18 protein-coding genes are annotated in these 21,130 nt (G+C 42.0%); 9 read left to right on the top strand and 9 right to left on the bottom strand.

Annotated features, from left to right (window positions below):
- Positions 1-7: 7 nt before the first annotated feature.
- The 5 genes from MHN81_RS18080 to MHN81_RS18060 are packed head-to-tail and all read right to left on the bottom strand — an operon-like array spanning position 8 to position 4,393.
- Positions 8-1,003 (bottom strand): GDP-mannose 4,6-dehydratase, encoded by a 996-nt coding sequence (locus MHN81_RS18080; RefSeq protein WP_239426354.1) that lies wholly within the window; start codon positions 1,001-1,003, stop codon positions 8-10.
- Positions 996-1,607, bottom strand: a complete 612-nt coding sequence (locus MHN81_RS18075; RefSeq protein WP_023401782.1) for an SIS domain-containing protein — start codon at positions 1,605-1,607, stop codon at positions 996-998. Before MHN81_RS18075 ends, MHN81_RS18080 begins: the two co-directional genes overlap by 8 nt.
- Positions 1,604-2,551 (bottom strand): SDR family oxidoreductase, encoded by a 948-nt coding sequence (locus MHN81_RS18070; RefSeq protein ID WP_239426353.1) that lies wholly within the window; start codon positions 2,549-2,551, stop codon positions 1,604-1,606. The genes MHN81_RS18075 and MHN81_RS18070 overlap by 4 nt, the downstream gene beginning before the upstream one ends.
- A gap of 25 nt (positions 2,552-2,576) precedes the next feature.
- Entirely contained in the window at positions 2,577-3,641 is a 1,065-nt protein-coding gene (locus MHN81_RS18065) for an FkbM family methyltransferase (protein ID WP_023401784.1), read from the bottom strand.
- Between the two features lie 8 nt (positions 3,642-3,649).
- Positions 3,650-4,393 (bottom strand): glycosyltransferase family protein, encoded by a 744-nt coding sequence (locus MHN81_RS18060; RefSeq protein ID WP_023401785.1) that lies wholly within the window; start codon positions 4,391-4,393, stop codon positions 3,650-3,652.
- Positions 4,394-4,560: 167 nt separating this feature from the next.
- Between MHN81_RS18060 and pseI the strand changes: the two genes are divergently transcribed.
- The 4 genes from pseI to MHN81_RS18040 are packed head-to-tail and all read left to right on the top strand — an operon-like array spanning position 4,561 to position 8,954.
- Positions 4,561-5,601, top strand: a complete 1,041-nt coding sequence (gene pseI / locus MHN81_RS18055) for a pseudaminic acid synthase (protein ID WP_239426352.1) — start codon at positions 4,561-4,563, stop codon at positions 5,599-5,601.
- Positions 5,601-5,849 carry a hypothetical protein gene (locus tag MHN81_RS18050; RefSeq protein ID WP_239426351.1) on the top strand — a complete coding sequence of 83 codons (249 nt, stop codon included), beginning with the start codon at positions 5,601-5,603 and terminating at the stop codon, positions 5,847-5,849. The genes pseI and MHN81_RS18050 overlap by 1 nt, the downstream gene beginning before the upstream one ends.
- Entirely contained in the window at positions 5,846-7,435 is a 1,590-nt protein-coding gene (locus MHN81_RS18045) for a pseudaminic acid biosynthesis protein PseG (protein ID WP_239426350.1), read from the top strand. Before MHN81_RS18050 ends, MHN81_RS18045 begins: the two co-directional genes overlap by 4 nt.
- Entirely contained in the window at positions 7,404-8,954 is a 1,551-nt protein-coding gene (locus tag MHN81_RS18040; protein ID WP_239426349.1) for a class I adenylate-forming enzyme family protein, read from the top strand. Before MHN81_RS18045 ends, MHN81_RS18040 begins: the two co-directional genes overlap by 32 nt.
- A 37-nt stretch (positions 8,955-8,991) precedes the next feature.
- Here MHN81_RS18040 and MHN81_RS18035 read toward each other — a convergent pair whose 3' ends face one another.
- The 3 genes from MHN81_RS18035 to pseB are packed head-to-tail and all read right to left on the bottom strand — an operon-like array spanning position 8,992 to position 12,311.
- A complete protein-coding gene (locus tag MHN81_RS18035) occupies positions 8,992-10,125 on the bottom strand; it encodes a Gfo/Idh/MocA family oxidoreductase (protein WP_239426348.1) in 1,134 nt (377 codons plus the stop codon).
- A gap of 9 nt (positions 10,126-10,134) precedes the next feature.
- Positions 10,135-11,313, bottom strand: coding sequence for a UDP-4-amino-4,6-dideoxy-N-acetyl-beta-L-altrosamine transaminase (gene pseC, locus MHN81_RS18030; RefSeq protein ID WP_239426347.1), 1,179 nt, complete (start codon positions 11,311-11,313; stop codon positions 10,135-10,137).
- Positions 11,310-12,311, bottom strand: a complete 1,002-nt coding sequence (gene pseB, locus MHN81_RS18025; protein ID WP_023401792.1) for a UDP-N-acetylglucosamine 4,6-dehydratase (inverting) — start codon at positions 12,309-12,311, stop codon at positions 11,310-11,312. The genes pseC and pseB overlap by 4 nt, the downstream gene beginning before the upstream one ends.
- A 225-nt stretch (positions 12,312-12,536) precedes the next feature.
- Between pseB and MHN81_RS18020 the strand changes: the two genes are divergently transcribed.
- Positions 12,537-13,325 carry a flagellin gene (locus tag MHN81_RS18020; protein WP_239426346.1) on the top strand — a complete coding sequence of 263 codons (789 nt, stop codon included), beginning with the start codon at positions 12,537-12,539 and terminating at the stop codon, positions 13,323-13,325.
- A 149-nt stretch (positions 13,326-13,474) separates the two neighbouring features.
- Positions 13,475-14,911 (top strand): sigma-54 dependent transcriptional regulator, encoded by a 1,437-nt coding sequence (locus tag MHN81_RS18015; protein ID WP_023401794.1) that lies wholly within the window; start codon positions 13,475-13,477, stop codon positions 14,909-14,911.
- A 16-nt stretch (positions 14,912-14,927) separates the two neighbouring features.
- Here MHN81_RS18015 and MHN81_RS18010 read toward each other — a convergent pair whose 3' ends face one another.
- Positions 14,928-15,533 carry a DNA-3-methyladenine glycosylase I gene (locus MHN81_RS18010; protein ID WP_239426345.1) on the bottom strand — a complete coding sequence of 202 codons (606 nt, stop codon included), beginning with the start codon at positions 15,531-15,533 and terminating at the stop codon, positions 14,928-14,930.
- A gap of 192 nt (positions 15,534-15,725) precedes the next feature.
- On the opposite strand from MHN81_RS18010, the gene MHN81_RS18005 reads away from it, so the two are divergent.
- From MHN81_RS18005 to MHN81_RS17995, 3 genes are all read left to right on the top strand, one after another.
- A complete protein-coding gene (locus tag MHN81_RS18005) occupies positions 15,726-18,392 on the top strand; it encodes a hypothetical protein (protein ID WP_239426344.1) in 2,667 nt (888 codons plus the stop codon).
- A gap of 224 nt (positions 18,393-18,616) precedes the next feature.
- The gene (locus tag MHN81_RS18000) at positions 18,617-19,723 is read left to right on the top strand and encodes an ATP-binding protein (RefSeq protein ID WP_239426343.1); all 1,107 of its coding nucleotides are present in this window, start codon (positions 18,617-18,619) and stop codon (positions 19,721-19,723) included.
- Complete coding sequence (locus MHN81_RS17995) at positions 19,720-21,129, top strand: sigma-54 dependent transcriptional regulator (RefSeq protein WP_211010431.1); 1,410 nt, start codon at positions 19,720-19,722, stop codon at positions 21,127-21,129. Before MHN81_RS18000 ends, MHN81_RS17995 begins: the two co-directional genes overlap by 4 nt.
- The last annotated feature ends 1 nt before the right edge of the window (position 21,130 follow it).

Genomic DNA, 21,130 nt, shown 5'->3' with positions numbered 1-21,130 from the left:
AGAGTTCTCACGGTTTATGAATATATGAATCTGGTAGTTGTTTTAAATCGTCAAGGTGTTTTTGAACCCACGCAATTGTGCGCTCTAGTCCATTTTCTAACGATACTTGATCTTGCCAATTTAACTCGTCACGTAGTTTTCTTGCATCAAGCAAATATGCAGCATCTTTTCCGAGGCGGTCTTCTGTAACTTCACAAACTTGTTCAAATGGCACTTGTAGCATGTCACAAAGTAGCTCAACCAGCGCTCTAATAGAGATGGTTCGCTCGGTAGATATGTGATAGATATCACCAAGTTGGCCGTGTTGCGCAATGGCTTGGGTAGCACGAGAGACATCGTCAATATGGATGAAGGAGCGAGTCGAGTGTCCTCCGCCATGGAGCGGAAGCACTTTACCTAACAAGGCAAATAAAATGGTGCGTGGAATGATGCGATAGAGCTGCTGACCTTCACCGTAAACGTTTGCCGCACGGGTATAAAGCACAGGAAACTGATGCACGTCAAAAAAGGTGTGTAAGCTCATATCCGCAGCAGCCCTTGAAACGGCATATGGCGTACTTGGATTGTAATTTCTATGCTCTGGTACTAGCCCTTCACAGCTGCCATATACTTCAGGAGTCGAGATATGAATATATCTGTCTAAGTGGTCAATATGTCTTAGTTGGTTGTGAAGCTGGATAGTAGAAACACAATTGGTCATGAACCAATGTTCAGGGTAATCCCAACTTTGTCCAACCATGCTTTGCGCTGCAAAATTGTATACGTGTTTGATCTTGTGCTTTTTGACCAGCGCAATAATTTCATCTAAGTGATGATTTAAATCAAGCTGATGAAAGTCCAGTGCGTCACGGTTTTTTTGCCAGCTGTATGGCAGTAACGCATTATGTGGTTCTTCTGAGCGACTAGCTGCTATGACCATATGCTCTTGAGAGAGCATATGGGCACAAAAAGAAGCACCAGAGAAGGAATTGCTTCCCAGTACTAATATAGGAGAATTAGACATTTTTTAATTCCTGATAAAGCGCTTTCATCAATATATGGCCAATAATAACTTGTGTATCTTCTGAGATTTGCATGTCTTGAACATCAAAGTGAAATACTTGGTCTAACATGGGCTTAGCCTTACCCCCTTTGAAGCCAAGAATGCCGACAGTCGTCATCCCAATGGTCTGAGCTTGTGAGATAGCATTAATGATGTTCTGAGAGTTGCCACTACCCGATAAAACCAATAACAGGTCATTTGAACCTGCTTTGACTTTAAGTTGGTGACTGAATATGTTTTCGTAACCAATATCGTTACCAAGACATGTTAATACTGAACTATTGGCGGCAAGCGCTTCTACTTTAATGGCATTGCCTTGAGGGTTAATGCCAAAAGTGAAATCGTTAGCTAAGTGAATGGCATTGGCTGCTGAGCCCCCATTGCCACAAATAAATAAGGTGCCGTTTTGCCTTTTCATTTCCAGTAGACTGTCAACAAGTCGTGCTATTTGCTTTGTATCGAGTTGTTGTAACACGCAGCTAAGAGTATCTGTGTACGCTTGCGCTATGGATTCTGCAGGGTGTTGGACTGGCAGTTCAGAAACTGCACCTTGTTTATTGCTCATAGTACTTCTCGTTGCATCCACTTTAGGTTGTAAAAACGGTCTTGATCTTCCAACTCTCCATTTTCAAAAGCAGTGATCAATTCGCCGATGGCGGTGTTTACATCCTTTTTAGGTTTAAAACCCGTTGCCAATAGTTTGTCAGAGTTGATTCTGTAGCACCTAGGGTCATTGGAAGGCGTTACTTCTATTTCGCAATCCACTTTGCTTTGTACCATTTTGGCAATATCCATGATCGAGATATTTTCAAAACCAGCATTAAATATGCCAGAAGTTTTTTCTGGGTGCTCAAGCATATAGATATACAGGTCGGTAATATCATCAATGTGTATATTAGGACGAACTTGCGCACCACCAAACACAGTGATCTTCTTGTTTTTAAGCGCTTGCATTGTCAACATATTGACAGAGACATCAAGGCGCATACGCGCTGAGAGGCCACATACGGTTGCGGGCCTAACGATTTGTACTGCCATATCATCGGCATAGCTCAGTAGCACTCGTTCAGCAACCATTTTGGTCTTGTTGTATTCTGAAATAGGTTCAAGAGACAGGTCTTCAGTTACTTGCTCTTCATCTTTAACGCCGTATACGCTGCCTGAAGAGGCATAAATAAACTGTTTGATGCCAGACTTTTTGGCTTTATCAGCGAGTTGCATAGTGGCCAATGCACTGACTTCCCAAGTTAATTTAGGGTTTAAGTCGCCACATGGGTCATTGGCGATAGAGGCCAAATGAATAATGCTATCGATACCAGCTAAATCAATTGAATGAATGTCTCTCACATCACCTTTTACAACAGTAAGATTAGGGTGTGTAGGTAGGAAGTTGCCAAACCACTGTGTGTCTAAAGCGACGACACGATAGCCTTTATTTAAAAGCTTAGGTACTAAAACGGTGCCTTTGTAGCCTGTTGCACCAGTTACTAAAATCGTTTTCTCTTTCATGTTTTCTCTGCTCGGAATTACTGTATTACTCTGCTATTGCATAGAGCACGATCTCATTACAAAAATCGCCGTGTGCATGTAAGTAAAATTGATATTCGCTGTGGAGTTCTTCAATTAACTCAGCTATTTGCCATAAGTGTTCTGGATGGTGGTACACTGAAATTGCCAGGTTCGGCTTAAAATCGGTAATAATCTCAGATGCCCCTTTTAAGGCTTCAATTTCTGCGCCTTCCACATCCATTTTTATGTAGTTGGGTGCGAGTCCATAACAAACATCATCTATTTTTGCGACCTGCAGACTATTGCTCTGTGCGTTCGCATCTTCTGTTATTTTGCTTTGGTCTCCGCATGAGCTAAAGCTCAGGGTTGTATTTTTAGACCACACTCCGGCTTGCTGTGTAAAAACGCGAGGAAATACGCCGTTCTTTCCTCTGAGTCTAGTCATTAAATTTTGATAGTTTTTTGGGTCGGGTTCAAAACAAACGATACTGTCGAACTCAATATCATATTGCTGCGTAATGTTTGTGGCGAGCTGCAGCGTATCCCCGTTAAAGGCGCCACAATCAACCATTTTAAATGGCGATTGAACGAGGCCTTTCGACATTAGCTCTTTTGGAAAATATTGGGTTTCCCAATCATTTTCCAAATAGGTGTCATAATTTGGGTTTTGCCTAAATTTTCTGATCCGCTCTAAACACTGCTTGCTTTGAGCATTGGCAAGTTTACTGTGAAGGTTATCTAATTTGTCAACAAACTGAATTTCACTTTGCTGTAGTGCTTGTTTATGTGAAACGTCAAAAAAGGCGTCAAATATATATTTAAACCCTGTCATCACCTCATTTAAGTTATAACAGTTTTTAAAGCCTTTGAGTTCAAGTTGCTTTTTGACCACTTGGCTTAGGCAAGAAAGCGACACCAAAACTGGCGTTTCACTCGGTTCTACGGCATCAGGTTTATAAATTGGGACGCCTTTGTAGCTATCTTCAGTTGAGTATAAGTCAATGAAAAATAATACATTGTCACCCTGTTTAGACATGGCATCGAAAATGGCCTTACCATTGCCACCCGCACCATAAATAATATATTCCATTGTTTCCCCTAAACAGTTTTTTGACTTACGTGTTTATTTATATCGGTAAGTTCAGGCTTTTCCTTTAATTGTTTTTTTAGCTCGAGATAGGAAAAATCAAGGTTATCGCCGAACTGAGCGTAAATTGCTTTAATTGCCGTATAGTCATCTGGTTCATCAAGCGTGAGACGCCAGTGATCCAAAGACTCTCCTTCGGCAAATGAGTACGTTGATATTGAGCAAAACTTTGCCATACCAAGTGTCACGTGTTCTCTATCGGGCGCGCTGGTGGCCAAGAGATGGGTCTTTTTCAATAATTGATATGAAAAAGCGGTGCAATCTAACCCTCTAGGGTATCCGCTGTGCGGTCCTAGGTTGACAACATCATATTGAGATTGACGATGCTTCTCTATCACTTGTCTCGTTAATTGAGGGTCAATGAGAGGGCAATCACTTGTCAGCCTCACTATGGTTGTATCGTCGGTGGCTCCAAATAGAGTCGCCGCTTCGTAATAACGCGATAACACATCTTCGGTGCTGCCTTGATAATATTTTATTTTATTCTTTTTACAGAGTTCGACAATGGGGGCTTCCGAACCGTCATTCGTGGTCGCAATAACGATGTGATCTTTAAACTCATTGAGCCTTTGCAGCATAACCTGCAAGACGGTTGAATTACACAATGGTAAGAGTACTTTTCCCGCTAAACGGGTTGACGTCATTCGCGCTTGAATGATGATTTGAACGTTTTCCATCGAAGTCGTTGTTATCATTATAATTGCGTTCAATATAGCAAATCATTACACTCAAATACAGAATAAAAAAGTGATTGTGTGCGTTGTATTTATTGGCGTTGGGTGCTTTTTGTACCAATGTTAATTGTCGGCGCGATATTTGCTTACACAGTTAAAGTTATATGCCAAAAAAAGAAGAGAGCATTGTGAATTTTAAATCTCAATTCCAAATTGCGGGCAGGGATGTTGGTCATGACTTTCCATGTTATATCATTGCCGAGATGTCAGCTAATCACGGTCAATCACTGACTAAAGCCAAAGAATTAGTATACGCGGCCAAAGAAGCTGGTGCCGATGCGATTAAACTGCAAACATATACAGCAGATACGCTTACGATGAACTGTAAGTTGCCGCACTTTGAAGCTACGGGTCCCTGGCAAGGTCAATATTTATACGACCTTTATCAAGGCGCTTATATGCCTTGGGATTTTCATGCTGAGCTATTTGAACTGGCAAATAAATTGGAGCTGACTTGTTTTTCCTCTCCATTTGATAAATCCGCAGTTGATTTACTCGAGCAATTTGATGCCCCAGCATATAAAATTGCTTCTCCAGAGCTTATCGATCATCAATTGATCCGAGATGTCGCGGCAACTAAAAAGCCCGTGATTATGTCAACGGGTGGGGCGACCCTTACTGAAATTGCAGAAGCGGTTAAAGTAGCCCATGATGCGGGAATTGAGGAGTTAGCCTTGATGAAGTGCACAAGCACCTATCCCGCCCCTGCCGAGTCAATTAATTTGCGGACCATACCGCACCTGCGCGAAGCGTTTGGCTGTCCTGTTGGTTTGTCGGATCATACACTCGGAAATGATGTGCCTTTGGCATCGGTGGCCGTGGGAGCGTGTATGATTGAAAAGCACTTCGTATTAGATAAAAAAGACAACACTGCAGATAGCTTTTTTTCGATGACGCCTGATGAGTTAAAAGCTTTGGTCCACGGTGTGCGACAAATAGAAAAAGCCATGGGGACGGTTCATTATCCGAGTGAAGCATCTAAAGCCCGTCGCTGTGTTTATATTGTCAAAGATATTCAGGCCAACGAAGTTTTGACCGCGGAACATTTAAGACAAATGCGTCCTGGTGGTGGAGAAATTATGCCTAAAGAGTTACCTAACTTAATAGGACGCCGAGTTAATAAGCCGTTGATATGCGGCACGCAGTTACGTTGGGAGGACATGCTGTAATGGTTACAAAAGAAGCATTACTAGAGTACATTCAGCAATTTATGGAAGAGCGTGGCGTTTTGTTAAGCTCTTCAGAGCTGGAAAGTTACAACTTTATTTCCGAAGGTGCCCTAGATTCATTTGAGATCCTCTCTTTAACAATGGGGCTTGAGGCACATTTCTCGATTGTGGTATCGCCTTCATTACTGTTAGATGAAAATAATGCCATTGTTGGTAATCTAGTAACGGCAATGCTGGAACAGGCATGATAGCTTTTCGGGTTGATACACAGTGTGGTATGGGCCACTTTATGCGTATGAAGTGGCTCGCTGTAGCGCTTGAAGGTAGAGGCGCTAAGACAGTGTTTTTCATCGATGAAAACGCAGCTGTTGGTGAGTTCATGGCGCCGCTGCAAGCTAAAATTGTCTGGGTGCCTAAGTTTCAAAACTGCCGAGAGGATGCTGAATTTTGCCTATCCTATTTAGACGTTCAAGCTATGAATATTCAATGGGTCGTTTTGGATGGCTATGGCTTTGATGTGACATGGGAGGACGAGGCCCGACAGCACGGTGTTCAGCTCATGAGTATGGATGATTTAGGCCGCGAACATCACGCAGATCTGGTGGTTGATATGAAATGGGCAGGTAAGGATACTCACTCAAGATATGAGAACTTGGTGGCACCGGGTACAGACTGTTTGCTAGGACCTGAATTTGCCATTCTTGCTCCTGAATATCAGGAAAATGAAAGCTTAGAGCAAAGGCCGGATACCATTACTTTCTCATTGGGTGGCGGCGGAGATTGGACTCAGCTAACAGAGGTTATTGAACAACTTTTCCTTTGTGGTGAACAAACATGCAATATATTGGCTGTGATAGGGCCAAAAGCGCTGAATACCGAAAAGTTACGCCAACTAGAGAATCAATTCGACAATTTAGTACTAGTCGATGCGCCTAAGAGTTTGGCATCTATTTACAGAAAAACGGGGTTATTTGTCGGTGCGCTTGGTACATCTTTGTACGAATTAGCTGTGACGAAAACACCTGCGCTGACTTTCTCGCTTGCTGTAAACCAACATAACGAGATTGAAAATTTGCAAGATCTTGGACACTATTACCACGTTCCGGATCTGCTAGATTACCCAGTCAGTACTGTGTATAAGCTTATTATTACGTTATTTGAACATCGCAGTACCATTGCAGCGCAGCGCAGGCACCCTAGTGTTCATGTCGATGGCTTGGGCCAAGAACGCATCGCAGATACCTTGCTAGGGACACCAGTGAAGCAACGCAAACAGCTACAACCTGAGTCTCGCAATGCAGTTGAGGTTGTTTCAGAGCTGTCTGATTCGCTTCACGTGCGCAAAGTTACAAATAATGATGTAAATGGTTATTTGCAAGCACGCAATCGCAGTGAAAATATGTGGCGTATGACGATAACAGATACCATTAAAGAAGTTGATCACTATGCATGGTGGTTTAACAATAATCGTCATTCGTATGTGTTAGAAAAAGACAACAAACCGCTCATTTATGTGTGGCATCAGGTGTATCGAGATAACCAGCAAGATTACCTCTTTGGTGGATGGTTTGCCGCCAGCAATGACGTTAATTTTGTGCACGCACAACTTATTCTAAATTGGCAGCTAGAATACTGCGCAGCGCAGCACCCAGAGGCGGTGTGGCTGGCTGTGATCAACAAAGACAATAAATTTGTAAATTTGTTGAACCAAAAGGAAGGTTTTGTAGCTTTGACGCCAGAATCTCAAGAGTTTTCCGTCACGCAAAGGTTATTTCCTCAAGCATCAGAAGATGAGTTTAATTATGTCGCAAAATTCCCAGCGAGTAGAGCTTAATATGGACGGTATATATCCAATCTTTAAACGCCGTGTTTTAGCGGCGCCAGACAAAACTGCTGTGATTTTTAAGCATACATATTTAACATATAGAGACTTGGACCAAAAAGTTTGCCAGTTGGCGGCATACTTTGAGCATATTGGGCTAAATTCAGGCCATCGAATTGCTCTGTTTGCGCCCAACGGGATTGAGTATCCAGTCGTCTTATTAGCCGCCGCAAAAATTGGCTTGGCGGTTGTACCTTTACCGATCAGCCTCAAAGGGACAGCCCTTGAGGTCGCACTTAAAAAAACACCAGTTGCAGCTGTCTTGTCTTGGCCCAGTATCAGTAAAATCTTGCTTGAAAAAGATCTCATAGAAAAAGATAAGCTGATTAGCTTTGAGAAAAGCGTTGCCGGAGAGATTACTTGGCAAGAAGTCTTTGAACGCCAAACTCCATTAAGCCCCTCTACGCAGCAGTTACCCCAACAAGTGGATGTAAATGCGCCGTTTATATTAACAATGACTTCAGGTTCAACCGGAACACCGAAGCCCATTGTGCTTAGCCAATACTGTAAAATCATGCGTGCTATTGAAGCGACTCAGAATTACTATGGCTTGGATGAGAATGACAAAGTATTGGTTGCGACACCACTGTATCATTCTTTGGCTCAAAGAGGCGTGCTTATGCCCTTAATGCTTGGCGCAACAACGGTAATTATGGCTAAATTTGCCTTGCAGGGCTGGCTGGATGCGATTGAAACGCATCGTATTAGTTTTTTGTTTGCGGTTTCTGCACAGTTAGAGAGCTTTCTCGCCTATCAAGGGCCGGTTTTTAACTTGAGCTCGTTGCGCTGCCTAGTCTCTTCGTCCGCAGTGCTAAATGCTGAATCGAAACGTGCATTACTAAGCAGATTACAATGTGCATTTCACGAGTGTTATGGGGCTTCTGAAGTGGGAGTAGTGACCGACTTTTGTGTGTCAGATTCTCCAGAAAAAAATGGTAGTGTTGGCCGTCCTTTGCCATTTGTTAACGTTAAAATATGTTCAGAAGTTGGTCAGCCTGTTCAGCAAGGTGTGGTGGGGGAGATTGCCTGTAAAACGCTTACAGGTTTCAGCGGTTATCATAAAATGCCGGATGCCACAGAAGCTGCCTACGATAAAGAAGGGTATTTTTATACTGGTGATTTAGGCTATCTCGATGAGTCGGGGTATTTGTACTATGTCGGGCGGAAAAAAGAGGTAATTTCCAGTGGCGGTATCAATATATTCCCCCAAGATATTGAAGCTGTGATCAAGCGCCATCCTGATGTTATCGATTGTGTCGCATTTGGTGTAGATGAGCCACAGCTAGGTGAAATCATTAAAGTAGTCTACGAGCAGCAAGGTGAAGCGTCGATAGATAGAGCATTGCGGTTAATGTGCTTACAGGAGCTGACAGATTATCAGCAGCCGAGAACGTTTGTACGTCTAAGTGAACTCCCTAGGAATCAAATGGGTAAAGTGCTCAGAAATGATGTTAAACTGCAAAATCAATAACGAAGTGAAGGGCTAGCCCTTCACTTAGATAACCAATTTATTTGACGACTTCCCAACTTCCAGACTGATTTGAGCGAGTTGCAGCCTCAAATAATGCCAATCCGTCCCGTGCTTGATCAAAGCCAAAGACATACTCGTTGGCGTTTTCTTCTGAATTTAAATAGCTGCACAGCGCTTGATGAATATCCGTGTATAAATTAGCAAAGGCCTCAACAAATCCGGTTGGGTGCCCAGGTTTCATTCGATTGTATCTAAACTGGTGGGCGTACTGACACTGCCCAGCCCGGTCTAATATTTCTCGGCGGCCATCGTTAAAGTACAGCTCCAATTCATCCGGGTTGAGTTGATACCAGGTTGCGCTTCCCTCTGTACCATACACTCTTACCTTAAGGCCATTTCTGTGACCGATGGCCGTCTTTGACATCCACATACTGCCAGTAATGTTGTTTGGGTATTTAAGCAACATCTGCACATCATCGACCAAATTTGGGTACTGAGAGTGTGTTGCATACAGCGCACTGGTCTGTGTTGGTTCCAAATCTAGCAGATAACTTGAGAGGTGATGCAAGTGTACACCTAAATCAAGACAAATCGTTGGTACGGCATAGTCCTGCAAACGCCAAGATTGGGGAGGAGATGCTTTACCCGCAATTTCAGGTGGACGTTTAAACCCTTCTTGTGGCATCTCAAGGTGGATCTTTTGAATATCTCCAAGCTTATTTAACTTAATTAAACTCTTAAGCTCTCTAATCATGGCATAACCAGAATAGTTAAAAGTGACTGCCAAAAAGTGTTTTTTTGGGTTATAGCATTTAGCTAATTGCTGCATTTCATCACTTCCACACACCAAAGACTTCTCGCAAATGGTTGGAATGTTGAGTTTAAAAAGTGTTTCAAGCACTTCCAAGTGGTGAGGTGTGGGCGTCAGAACAACCACCGCATCAATATTGTGCCGCTCTTGTTCTAGCATGGTTTGCCAGTTGCTGTAGGTATGCTTGGCTTCGATACCCCACTGTTGTGCTGTGAGTAAGTTGTGTTCACTGTCTCGACTAAAAGCCCCCGCAACCACTTTGAATCTGTTGTCCAATTGCGCCGCAGAAAAATGCACGTAGCCCACTGCTGAATTGGCACCACCACCGATAAATGCGAGTTTTAAACAGTGTTTTGACATCTGTGTTTCCTATTGAGTTGGTATTTCTAAGGCTGCGAGTGATTCAGTCAATGTCTCGACAATATACTCTTGTTCTTGTTGTGTTAATGCTGGAAATAAAGGCAAAGTAATCGCGCTGTGATAGTAAGCCTCAGCGTTTGCACAATACCCGGCCTTGAAGCCTTGTTCCTGATAATAAGGTTGCAAGTAAATAGGGATATAATGCACGTGGCAAAATATATTTTTACTTCTCAGTTGTGTAACCAATTGTCTGTGAATATCAACAGTCGCAGATGCTACTCTAACAACATACAAGTGATATGCACTGTAGACACTTTCGCTTTGCTCTAGTGGTTGAATTTTCGGGTGGTTGCTCAACTGCTTGTCGTAATAACTGGCCAATTGGTTACGTGTGGCGACGAATTGGTCAAGCTGCAAAAATTGAGAAATACCCAAAGCCGCATGTAGATCAGTCATGCGGTAATTAAACCCCAGTGCTTGTTGTTCGTAATACCAAGGGCCGTCGGCTTCTTGTTGCAATTGTGATTTATCTGCTGTAATTCCGTGACTGCGAAAGAGCTTGAGTTTTTTATCGAGCTCAGGCTGATTGGTCAGCGCCATACCACCTTCTGCAGTAGTCACTATTTTCACAGGGTGAAAACTAAAGATACAGATATCGGAAAACTGACAATTGCCAACGGGGAGATCTTGATATTTGCTACCTACAGCATGTGAAGCATCTTCAATGACACTAAAGCCGTATTGTTCTGCAAGTTGCGCAATGGCTTGCATATCGCATGATTGACCGGCGAAATGAACGGGTATAAGTACCTTTGGTAATATATTATTGGTGCGTGCATGCTTAAGTTTGCTAGACAGAGCATCAATACACATATTCCCGGTATTTGCGTCTATGTCGACAAAGTCAACTTTTGCACCACAATACAGGGCACAGTTTGACGACGCTACGAATGAGTTAGGGGAGGTCCAAACAATATCGTTATGTCCGACTTCTAAAGCGAGACATGCAATATGCAGTGCTGAGGTAGCACTGTTGGTCGCAGTGCCATATTGGGCGTGGCTATATTCACAGACAGTTCTTTCAAACTCAGGAACTTTTGGCCCTTGTGTTAGCCAGTCTGACTGCAATACATCTACAACAGCATCAATATCATGTTGTGATATCGTTTGCTTTCCGTAGGGGATCATAATAAAGCCTGTTTATTAAATTCTACAATTTCTTCCACAGATAAGTACTCAGGGTTAGAAAGAGAATTATATTCGAACCCAGGCTGTACAGGCTTCCCTTTCTCATTTTGGGCATTGGTGTCGAAATTATTTGTCCGACTACTGAATTTGATCCCCGGCGCGATGACAAAGTGATCATCAAATTCATAGGTATCAAATGATAAGTCTTCTGGGCACATTACTTCATGGAGCTTTTCGCCAGGTCGGATCCCAACAATTTTCTGTTTCAAATTGGGCGCCATAGCGGTTGCCAAATCGGTTATTTTGATAGATGGAATTTTAGGAACGAAGATTTCGCCACCTAACATACGTTCAAAATTCTTAAGAACAAAATCAACGCCTTGCTGCAAACTTATCCAAAATCGAGTCATATCTGGGTGGGTAATTGGAATATGATCTCTATTTTCGTCAATAAAATTTTGGAAAACGGGTACGACTGAACCTCTCGAGCACACGACATTGCCATAGCGAACCACCGAAAACATTGTCTTGTGTCCACCTGCAATATTATTCGCTGCGACAAATAACTTGTCCGAAGCCAATTTTGTAGCGCCATATAAATTGATTGGATTTGCAGCTTTATCGGTGGAGAGCGCGATAACCTTATCGACATTACAATCGAGGGCGGCCTCGATCACGTTTTCTGCGCCATTTATATTTGTTTTTATGCATTCCATTGGGTTGTATTCAGCCGCAGGTACTTGTTTCAATGCCGCTGCATGAATAACGTAATCTACGCCTTGCATGGCTCTGCGTAGTCTTTCTCTATCTCGGACATCACCGATAAAGTATCGCATACACGAGGCATTATAAGTTTGCTGCATTTCGAATTGTTTTAGTTCGTCGCGAGAAAAAACTATAATCTTTTTAGGGCGATACCTTTCAAGCAGAGTTTTGACGTATTTCTTACCGAAGGAGCCAGTTCCGCCAGTAATCAAGATTGTTTTGTTATCAAACATATTTTACCCATCTAAAGGTGCAATCATTTCTTTACACTATGGAAAAAAGTATTAGGTAAAGATTTTGCCCCTGCATCCTAAAAAAAGTGATTACTCAATACTTTATATCACTTTTTTATTTTTTGCAGTATTTAACAGGGACTGAGTAGTGAATTTTAAGCTATAGGTGACTTTTTGCACTAATAGGCGTAGACTGGAACAATGGGTATTGCGGAGGAAGGTGTCATGCAAGTCAATTCACCGAGTAACTCTTTCTTTAACCGGATTGAGCAAACGAATAATAAATTAAACCAGCAACTAGCGACGGGTAAAAAGGTAAACTCAGCGGCTGATGATGCAGCAGCGCTGCAGATTATTAATCGTTTAACCTCTCAACAAGAGGGGTATAACCAATCAATCCGAAATGCGTATGACGGCATTTCATATTCTCAAACAGCCGACTCAGCATTGTCTGGTGTTAACGATGCTGTCGGCCGGATCAGGGAATTATCTCTGCAAGCTGGTAGTGGAGCGTTAACTGACAGCGATAGACAAGCGCTTCAAGATGAAGTGTCACAGCTGCAAACGCAAATTACAGAGACTTTCGAAAATACAACATTTGGTGGTGATCCATTATTTGACGGACAACAGGCCAGTTTTCAGGTTGGTCCGGATGCAAATACAACCCAAAGTTTCACGCCAACTGATGGAACTGTCGCCGCAGGTATCTTAAGTGTTGATATTTCAACTCAAGCGGGTGCACAAGCCGCCATTACCGCTGCAGATCAAGTTGCAAAAGACGTTAATACACAGCGCTCACAATTGGGGGCTTTTGAAAATACGTTAGATAGCACGATTCGCGGTTTAGGTAACCAAAGTGACAGAATTGCTGAAAGTCAAAGTCGCATCGCCGACACTGATTTTGCACAAGCTACTGCTGAAAGAACTGCAAACGATATTTTGTCTCAGGCATCCATTGCACTTCGAGGCCAAGCTAATCAGTCTGCGTCGTCAGTACTTGGACTACTACAGTAAAAATTAATACTATTGTATTGATTTGAAACATACCCCGTGGCATTTATTTGGCGTTTACGTCAATAAAATGCCACTTAGGTATTGCATCCCTATTATACTCCCTTACAATCATAACCATAGACTTATAAATACTCTCGGATCCAGTCCAAATGATACTGATCATCGATAACAACAATAATCGCGCCTCTGGACTAGCAGCCGCACTTTCATTTTGTGGACAACCTGCTCGTGTCGTGGTTGAATCAGAATTTTCTCCCGAGTTGGTTAAAAAATATCAAGAATGTAAAGTTGTATTGGGTGCACTCGAAGGATTGGATCATGAGCGCCATATAAAAAGCTTGCCTGCCCAGCCTTTTATTCTAGTAGGTGAAACTCTCAGGCCTTTGTTGTCTCTTGCAAATGTGATTGGTTTAATCAGTGAGCCGTTTAGCCATGATGTGACAATGCAGTTACTTCACGACTGTCAGCAATATTTGAGTTTGCTACCAGGCCAAACAAACCAAGGCAGAGATGCAAAGTCTTTTGATGGCCTAGTTGGTGATACTGAAGCAGTTAAGGATGTGCGCTTTTTAATTTCACAAGTTGCCAAAACAGATGCCAACGTTTTGATCTTAGGTGAGTCTGGTACGGGTAAAGAAGTGGTGGCGCGCAATGTTCATTTGCTCTCAAATCGATCTTCTGGCCCATTTGTACCGGTCAACTGTGGTGCCATTCCCGGTGAACTGCTTGAAAGTGAATTGTTCGGTCATGAGAAGGGCGCATTTACAGGTGCGATCTCAGCTCGAAAGGGTCGCTTTGAGCTCGCTCAAAACGGTACGCTGTTTTTAGATGAAATTGGTGATATGCCACTGCAAATGCAGGTAAAGTTACTGCGTGTATTACAAGAGCGAAGCTACGAGCGAGTGGGTGGTACTAAACCTATTCAAGCAAATGTCAGAGTCATCGCCGCTACACACAGAAATCTTGAGCATATGATTGAAGAGGGCAAATTCCGTGAGGATCTCTTCTATCGCTTAAATGTTTTCCCAATTGAAAATCCATCTTTGAGCCAACGTGTTGACGACATCCCTTTATTGCTTAAAGAGCTTTTACGAAGAGTGACTGAGCAAGGCAATAAAGCTGTTAAGTTTACTGATCGAGCAATCGAAAGCCTTAAATCTCATGCGTGGCCAGGCAATATTCGAGAACTGGCTAACTTGGTAGAACGTATGGCCATTATGTTTCCAGATAAGCTGGTGGATGTCACTGATTTACCATCAAAATACCGTTATATTGAAGTAGAAGCATTCGAGCCTGAATACCCAGAAGAGCTGATGGAGAAAGATGCGTTCAACGAGCTTTTCAGCGAGGGCTTTAGCGACTTTGAAGAAGAAGATGTTGATGTCGCACCTGATCAACCCATGCTTGGTCTATTGCCAGACGAGGGAATTGAATTAAAGGATTATTTGGCTGAATTGGAAATAAGCCTGATCACGCAAGCGCTTGAGCGATATGACTACGTTGTGGCACGCGCTGCTGAAATTTTGGGTGTGAGGCGCACTACTTTGGTTGAGAAAATGAAAAAGTACAACCTTAATAGAGACTAAGGTTGTACTCTAGGCGCTAGTTTAGCTTATTGGCTAAATCTAGCGTTGCCAACTTGTCAATTAACGGCTGTTTTCTATGGCAGTCGTTATCATGGTCATTGACCATGCCACATGCCTGCATATGTGCATATACAGTAGTAGGACCTAAAAACTTAAAACCTTTCTTTTTTAAATCCTTCGCAAATCGAATACTTATTTCACTGGTAGCTGGGTAATCTTCTTTGCTTTTAATGTCATTAACAATGGGAGTGAAATTGACAAATTCCCATTGATATTTGGCAAAGCTTCCGTAGGCTTGTTGTACTTCAATAAAGCGCTGCGCATTGTTTATGGTGGCGACTATTTTTGCTTTATTTCGAACAATACCAGGGTTTTGCATCAAGTGTTCAACATCCCCTTCATTCATATTCGCAACTAATTGAACATTAAAATCATGAAATGCGTCTCTATAATTCGCACGCTTTTTTAAAATCGTATACCAGCTGAGCCCAGCTTGAGCAGACTCCAAGGTGATAAACTCAAATAGTTTATTGTCGTCCCATATAGGGTCGCCCCACTCATCATCATGATAGGCCACATAGTCGGGTTTGCTCTCATCGAGCCATAGGCATCTTTTACACATATTTCGTCCGGGGAAACGTTATACATTCTCTATTAATATTTTAACTGATGCTTTGACAATTCATAGGTGTATTTAGATATAAGACATTGTTTATGTATATGTTAATAAACTCTCGATAGAAATGTGTTTATCCCTAATTTCGGTATATAATTGCAGCGTTTTCTATTTTTTATATTTCATAAAGGTAATAAAATGAAGAATTATTTAGTTGCCCTGTTTGCAGTTGCACTGACTGCATGTGGTGGGGGCGGCGGAAGTGAAAGCCCTAGTACATCAAATAACGCGAGCCAAGGAACAGATAATAAACTTGCCCCGGCTGATGTCACAGCGCAGCTAGGCAGTAGTTATGTTGAGTTACATACATATACAGTGACTTATAACGTTTCGGGTGATGAAAAGGGTATGAGCGAACTCAAAGCGTCAATTTCTATCCCTGAGATCGCTTACTTTGAGCAGGTGTCACTCGATACTACTGCAAAATCGTTGTCCTTTTCAGTCCCGGAGTTAACGAGTGATACTGATGCAAGTTTGTTAGTCTCATGGATTGTTGAAGAATCTGGCAACAAAGTCCAACGCTCATTAGACCTGCCATTCATAGCCAAAGACAATGGTATGAAGCTCTCTGAGATGTTTAATATTAAAGATGCTGCTTTTGCTACTTGTGTCGATGGCTACATATATTCGTCTGATCTAACTGCAATACACTGTGAGGGTGTTGTGTCGTTGGATGGTATTGAGAATTTGACAGAACTAACAGAACTTACTCTCAGAAATAGTGAATTGAAAGGCGATATAAAATTATTGGGCAGCGAAAAACTCAGATATTTTGAAATTTCAAACGATACGCTTAAACCGATTGGCAAGGTTGATTTATCCCGTGCTCCCAGTATAGAAACAATTCGCCTATTCAATGCTGACCTTTCTGGATTAACCTTGGCGGACAATTCTGCTCTACGAGATATTTACATCAATGAAGGGAATTTAAAGAGCTTAGATCTCAGCAAAACAAGTAGTTTGGAGCGTGTTGAATTACTTTGGTTGCCTCTCACCGAACTAATACTACCAGACGCATCACCTTTGACATTTTTAAGGGTACCTGGTTGTTATAAGAGCCAAGGGTGTGAAGGGGTACTAACAGCTTTAGATCTCAAGAATAATGATGAACTATTAGAAATAGTGCTTGAGTATCAAGGTTTGAGCACGCTTGATCTGAGTAATCAAATTAAGTTAAAAACGATAAACCTAACGGCGGTGCCGCTTGAATATATGGATTTTAGTAAAAATACAAATCTAGACTATGTCAATATTGGCTCTTTTTATGACCGCACAATTGAAGTCAATGGGTTAACAAATAAACCTAAACTAGCTTACTTAGATGCATCTTATGCAAAGCTAAAGTCCATTGACCTTTCTGGTTCTAATAACCTTGAAGAGCTCAGATTAAACAATAACTTTTTAACTGAACTAAATTTAACAAACTTTGACAAGCTAACGACATTGGAGCTATACGACAATCAGTTATCTTCTTTGGATATATCTGGAGCGGACAGTATTGTGGAATTACATGCTTCTAGCAACAGTCTTGAATCACTTTCAGTATCGCATTTAACTATGCTGACAAGCCTCAGTGTTTCAGACAATAAGATTGCTACACTTGATTTGTCTAACAACACCGAATTAACCTCTCTATTTGCATCTCAAAATAAGTTAAGCCAATTAGATTTGTCTAAAAATAGTAAATTGTCTTTTGCCCTTTATTTGGCGTCAAACCCGCTTGTTTCTCTCAGTGTGAATGCAAATAATAAAATTACTACCCTTGATTTACAGAGTACGAACTTGAACGAGCTACAGCCAAGCAACTTTAAAGCCATGACGAGCTTTAGTATCAGTGGAGGTAGTATAGAGAGTTTAGACTTTTCTCAAGTACCGGAATTAAGCGACGTTAGCTTGGCTAGCATCGGCTTGAAAAGTATAAATTTAGCTAACAATAAAAGTTTGAAAACAGTTAATTTATTTGGCAATGAATTGGTAGAGCTAGATATATCAAATGCAGAGAACATAGAGGTAGTCGAAATTTCGCACAACCAAATATCCTCGATTGCAATTGGTAATGTAAGTTCAATCACTGAATTCCGCGCTTATCAAAACCAATTATCAGCAATTGATTTGAATGGGGCGGACAACCTTAAAACACTTGTTTTGTCTCAAAACAATCTTAAATCTTGGAATACACAATTACCAAATATCACGCATCTTGAGTTGTCAGATAATTCCCTCACAAGTTTCTCCACAGGTATCAGCGAGTTTCTCGAGTATATTGATTTACGTGCAAACGATATCTCTTCGCTTGAGGTAACTGGTGTTCCTTACTTAAAACAATTACATATAGGTGGCAACCCATTCTTGGCATTAAACATTGACACACAAGCACAGCAGGTTTTGGAAGTACTTGATCTTTCATATAGTAAATTAACTAGTCTTGCGCAGTTTAATGCGCCAAAGCTAACTAGTCTATATGCATCAAATAGCGACTTAAACAGCGTGAGTTTGGACAACTTCCCTGAGGTTGAGTCAATAGGGTTATCAAATACAAAGATTACTAGTATTGAAATACCAGAACACAATCAAATTAAGTCAATGAGTATCGACGGTACATTAGTGACGCAGTTCGACTTTCAGAACTTAACCAGCCTAGAGTCTTTTTATGGCGGCTTTTCATATATGAATAGAGTGTCAGGCATAGACGGGATCAACAATAAAGAAGCACAGATTTCTTTAATTTATAGTCCATTATCAGCTTCTACAAGAGCGTACTTGGCGGAAATGGTAGCCCAAGGATACACCAATATTAGCTATTAAATTGACCCGAAAAAGGGCTGACTGAGTTCAGCCCTATTTTGTGTTTACTTCTGTGCATTTCATCTATAACTCCTCTTAAAATATGGCACATGATTTGACTACATAAGGCTGTGTCAAAGTTTTGTCTGCTTAAAAATTCAATCTAACATGCTGTAATTATTGAAAAATAAACTTGGCACGCCATTTGCTTTGTTCATGTTAGGAAGATTCATGAGAGTAGTGTCATGGCGTTAGCGAAAGTGATAAACCCACAATTTGTGCCAGAAAACCAATTTAATCCTTGCTTGCTGCAAGAAGCGTATATTGGTGAGCTGAGTGATTTGCGACAGCAGGCAAGTTGGTTGAGCCATTTGGTTGACACTATGCCCGCAGGCATAGTTGTATTAGATGGGCAGGGCATGATTGCCAAAGCAAACCAGATAGCCAAAGATATGCTTGGCGAACCGCTTGAGGGCGAAAAATGGTTTAACATCATTCAACGTTCTTTTAGTCCGCAACAAGATGATGGTCATGAGGTATCACTGCGTGACGGCCGTTTGATCAAACTTGAGATCACAGCCCTAACGCCAGAGCCAGGCCAATTGATTCTAATGACAGACTTAACTGAAACGCGACGTTTGCAGGCGCGTGTTGCCCATATGCAACGCTTAAGTGCATTAGGTAAGATGGTTGCATCACTTGCGCATCAAGTCCGTACTCCGCTTTCAGCCGCTATGCTTTACGGCGCGAACCTAGGCAGTGAAAACTTGCCTGCTAAATCCCGCGAAAAGTTTCATAACAAATTAATGTCGCGTCTTAAAGACCTCGAAAATCAAGTCAACGACATGTTGTTATTTGCCAAAAGTGGTGAGCAACAAGTGATTGAGCAGGTCTCTATGCAACAATTACTCAATGAAGTAAAAGCGGGATCTGATGCCATGTTATCGCTTAATAATGCAGAGCTAGAGGTTAATTTACCTGATCCGGATATAGAAATTATCGGCAATAAAACAGCACTTGCTAGCGCTATTCAGAATCTTATTCACAACAGTGTGCAGGTTATTGGCTCCGGTGCTCAAATTACCTTGAGTGCAGTGAGAGACGAAGAAGACCTAGTGCGGATCTCTGTGTGTGACAACGGCCCGGGCGTGGATATGACGGTAGCCGATAAACTATTTGAACCATTTTTTACTACCAAATCACAGGGTACTGGGTTGGGGTTAGCAGTTGTTAGCTCAGTAGCCAATTCGCATAAAGGGCGCGTTGAAGTGAACAACGCGCAAAACGGAGGAGCATGCTTCAGTATGCTATTACCCATTTCTCAACATACTCAACTTCAGGAGGTTGTATGAGCAATAAAATTCTAGTCGTTGAAGATGACGCAGGTTTACGTGAAGCACTTTTGGATACTTTAGAGCTCGCCGGTATTGATTGTGTTGAGGCTGATAGCGCTGAGCAAGCAATGATATTGCTAAAACAGCAGAGTTTCTCACTGGTTGTCAGTGATGTTCAAATGGGTCAGATGAGCGGTATTGACTTGCTCAAAAGTATTAAACTGAACTTTCCAAATTTACCGGTATTGATGATGACGGCTTATGCAACCATTGATGATGCTGTAGAAGCAATGCGCTTGGGTGCCATTGATTACATGGCTAAGCCATTTGCGCCAGAGGTGCTACTCAATATGGTCAGCCGTTATATGCCAGAGAAAGAGAAAGAAACGGATGGGCCAATTGTTGCAGATGAAAAAAGCTTGCAGCTTTTGAATCTCGCCAAAAAAGTGGCGTTGTCAGATGCCAGTGTCATGGTGTTGGGTCCAAGTGGCTCAGGTAAAGAAGTTTTGGCACGTTATATCCATGACAACTCTGAGCGAAAGAGCGAACCTTTTGTTGCAATTAACTGTGCTGCAATACCTGAAAACATGCTTGAGGCAACATTATTCGGGTATGAAAAAGGTGCCTTTACCGGGGCGATTCAAGCATGTCCAGGTAAATTTGAGCAAGCGCAAAAGGGGACTATTTTACTTGACGAAATCACTGAAATGGATCTTGGTCTGCAAGCTAAGCTGCTCCGTGTATTACAAGAGCGTGAAGTTGAAAGGCTAGGTGGTAGGAAAACCATTGAATTGGATGTCAGAGTTTTGGCAACCAGTAACCGAGATTTAAAAGATGCGGTTGCAGAAGGCAAATTCCGTGAGGATTTATACTATCGCCTGAATGTATTTCCGTTAACATGGCTACCATTGAAAGACAGAGCCGCAGATATTGTGCCTTTGGCGATGCATTTAATGGACAGACATTGTCAAAAGTCCAACCAGCCGACACCTCAGCTTACTGTGGCTGCTCAGCAAAAATTATTGCAACATGCATGGCCGGGTAATGTTAGGGAACTCGATAACGTAGTTCAGCGTGCCCTTATTCTACAACAAGGCAATGAAGTATCTGATGCGGATGTTTTTATTGAAAATTTGATTCCCATTGAAGCTTCAGGAGAAACCATCCTCAACCCAAATCCAGTTGAATTGGATGCATCTCCTTTTAAAGTAGAGCCTGTTGAAGAGCAAAACCATACAACACCAGTAGATAGCCTGAGCTACAAAGAAGAGCTCCAAGACAAGGAACATCAAATTATTCTGGATACATTAACGCGTTGTAACGGTAAGCGTAAGGACGTAGCGGAAATACTCGGAATAAGCCCCAGAACGCTAAGATATAAATTAGCTAAAATGCGAGATTTAGGATTACCAGTTCCAGCCTAAT

It is taken from the genome of Pseudoalteromonas sp. Of7M-16 (assembly GCF_022347805.1).
GTDB lineage: Bacteria > Pseudomonadota > Gammaproteobacteria > Enterobacterales > Alteromonadaceae > Pseudoalteromonas > Pseudoalteromonas luteoviolacea_F.
The sequence above is the reverse complement of the archived record's forward strand: the minus strand, read 5'-3'. Positions and strand labels throughout refer to the sequence as shown.

Excerpts from the sequence above, each read along its gene's own strand:
- MHN81_RS18080 (WP_239426354.1), bottom strand. The coding sequence starts at position 1,003 with ATGTCTAATTCTCCTATATTAGTACTGGGAAGCAATTCCTTCTCTGGT.
- MHN81_RS18075 (WP_023401782.1), bottom strand. The coding sequence starts at position 1,607 with ATGAGCAATAAACAAGGTGCAGTTTCTGAACTGCCAGTCCAACACCCT.
- MHN81_RS18070 (WP_239426353.1), bottom strand. The coding sequence starts at position 2,551 with ATGAAAGAGAAAACGATTTTAGTAACTGGTGCAACAGGCTACAAAGGC.
- MHN81_RS18065 (WP_023401784.1), bottom strand. The coding sequence starts at position 3,641 with ATGGAATATATTATTTATGGTGCGGGTGGCAATGGTAAGGCCATTTTC.
- MHN81_RS18060 (WP_023401785.1), bottom strand. The coding sequence starts at position 4,393 with ATGATAACAACGACTTCGATGGAAAACGTTCAAATCATCATTCAAGCG.
- MHN81_RS18050 (WP_239426351.1), top strand. The coding sequence starts at position 5,601 with ATGGTTACAAAAGAAGCATTACTAGAGTACATTCAGCAATTTATGGAA.
- MHN81_RS18045 (WP_239426350.1), top strand. The coding sequence starts at position 5,846 with ATGATAGCTTTTCGGGTTGATACACAGTGTGGTATGGGCCACTTTATG.
- MHN81_RS18040 (WP_239426349.1), top strand. The coding sequence starts at position 7,404 with ATGTCGCAAAATTCCCAGCGAGTAGAGCTTAATATGGACGGTATATAT.
- MHN81_RS18035 (WP_239426348.1), bottom strand. The coding sequence starts at position 10,125 with ATGTCAAAACACTGTTTAAAACTCGCATTTATCGGTGGTGGTGCCAAT.
- pseC (WP_239426347.1), bottom strand. The coding sequence starts at position 11,313 with ATGATCCCCTACGGAAAGCAAACGATATCACAACATGATATTGATGCT.
- pseB (WP_023401792.1), bottom strand. The coding sequence starts at position 12,311 with ATGTTTGATAACAAAACAATCTTGATTACTGGCGGAACTGGCTCCTTC.
- MHN81_RS18020 (WP_239426346.1), top strand. The coding sequence starts at position 12,537 with ATGCAAGTCAATTCACCGAGTAACTCTTTCTTTAACCGGATTGAGCAA.
- MHN81_RS18015 (WP_023401794.1), top strand. The coding sequence starts at position 13,475 with ATGATACTGATCATCGATAACAACAATAATCGCGCCTCTGGACTAGCA.
- MHN81_RS18010 (WP_239426345.1), bottom strand. The coding sequence starts at position 15,533 with ATGTGTAAAAGATGCCTATGGCTCGATGAGAGCAAACCCGACTATGTG.
- MHN81_RS18005 (WP_239426344.1), top strand. The coding sequence starts at position 15,726 with ATGAAGAATTATTTAGTTGCCCTGTTTGCAGTTGCACTGACTGCATGT.
- MHN81_RS18000 (WP_239426343.1), top strand. The coding sequence starts at position 18,617 with ATGGCGTTAGCGAAAGTGATAAACCCACAATTTGTGCCAGAAAACCAA.
- MHN81_RS17995 (WP_211010431.1), top strand. The coding sequence starts at position 19,720 with ATGAGCAATAAAATTCTAGTCGTTGAAGATGACGCAGGTTTACGTGAA.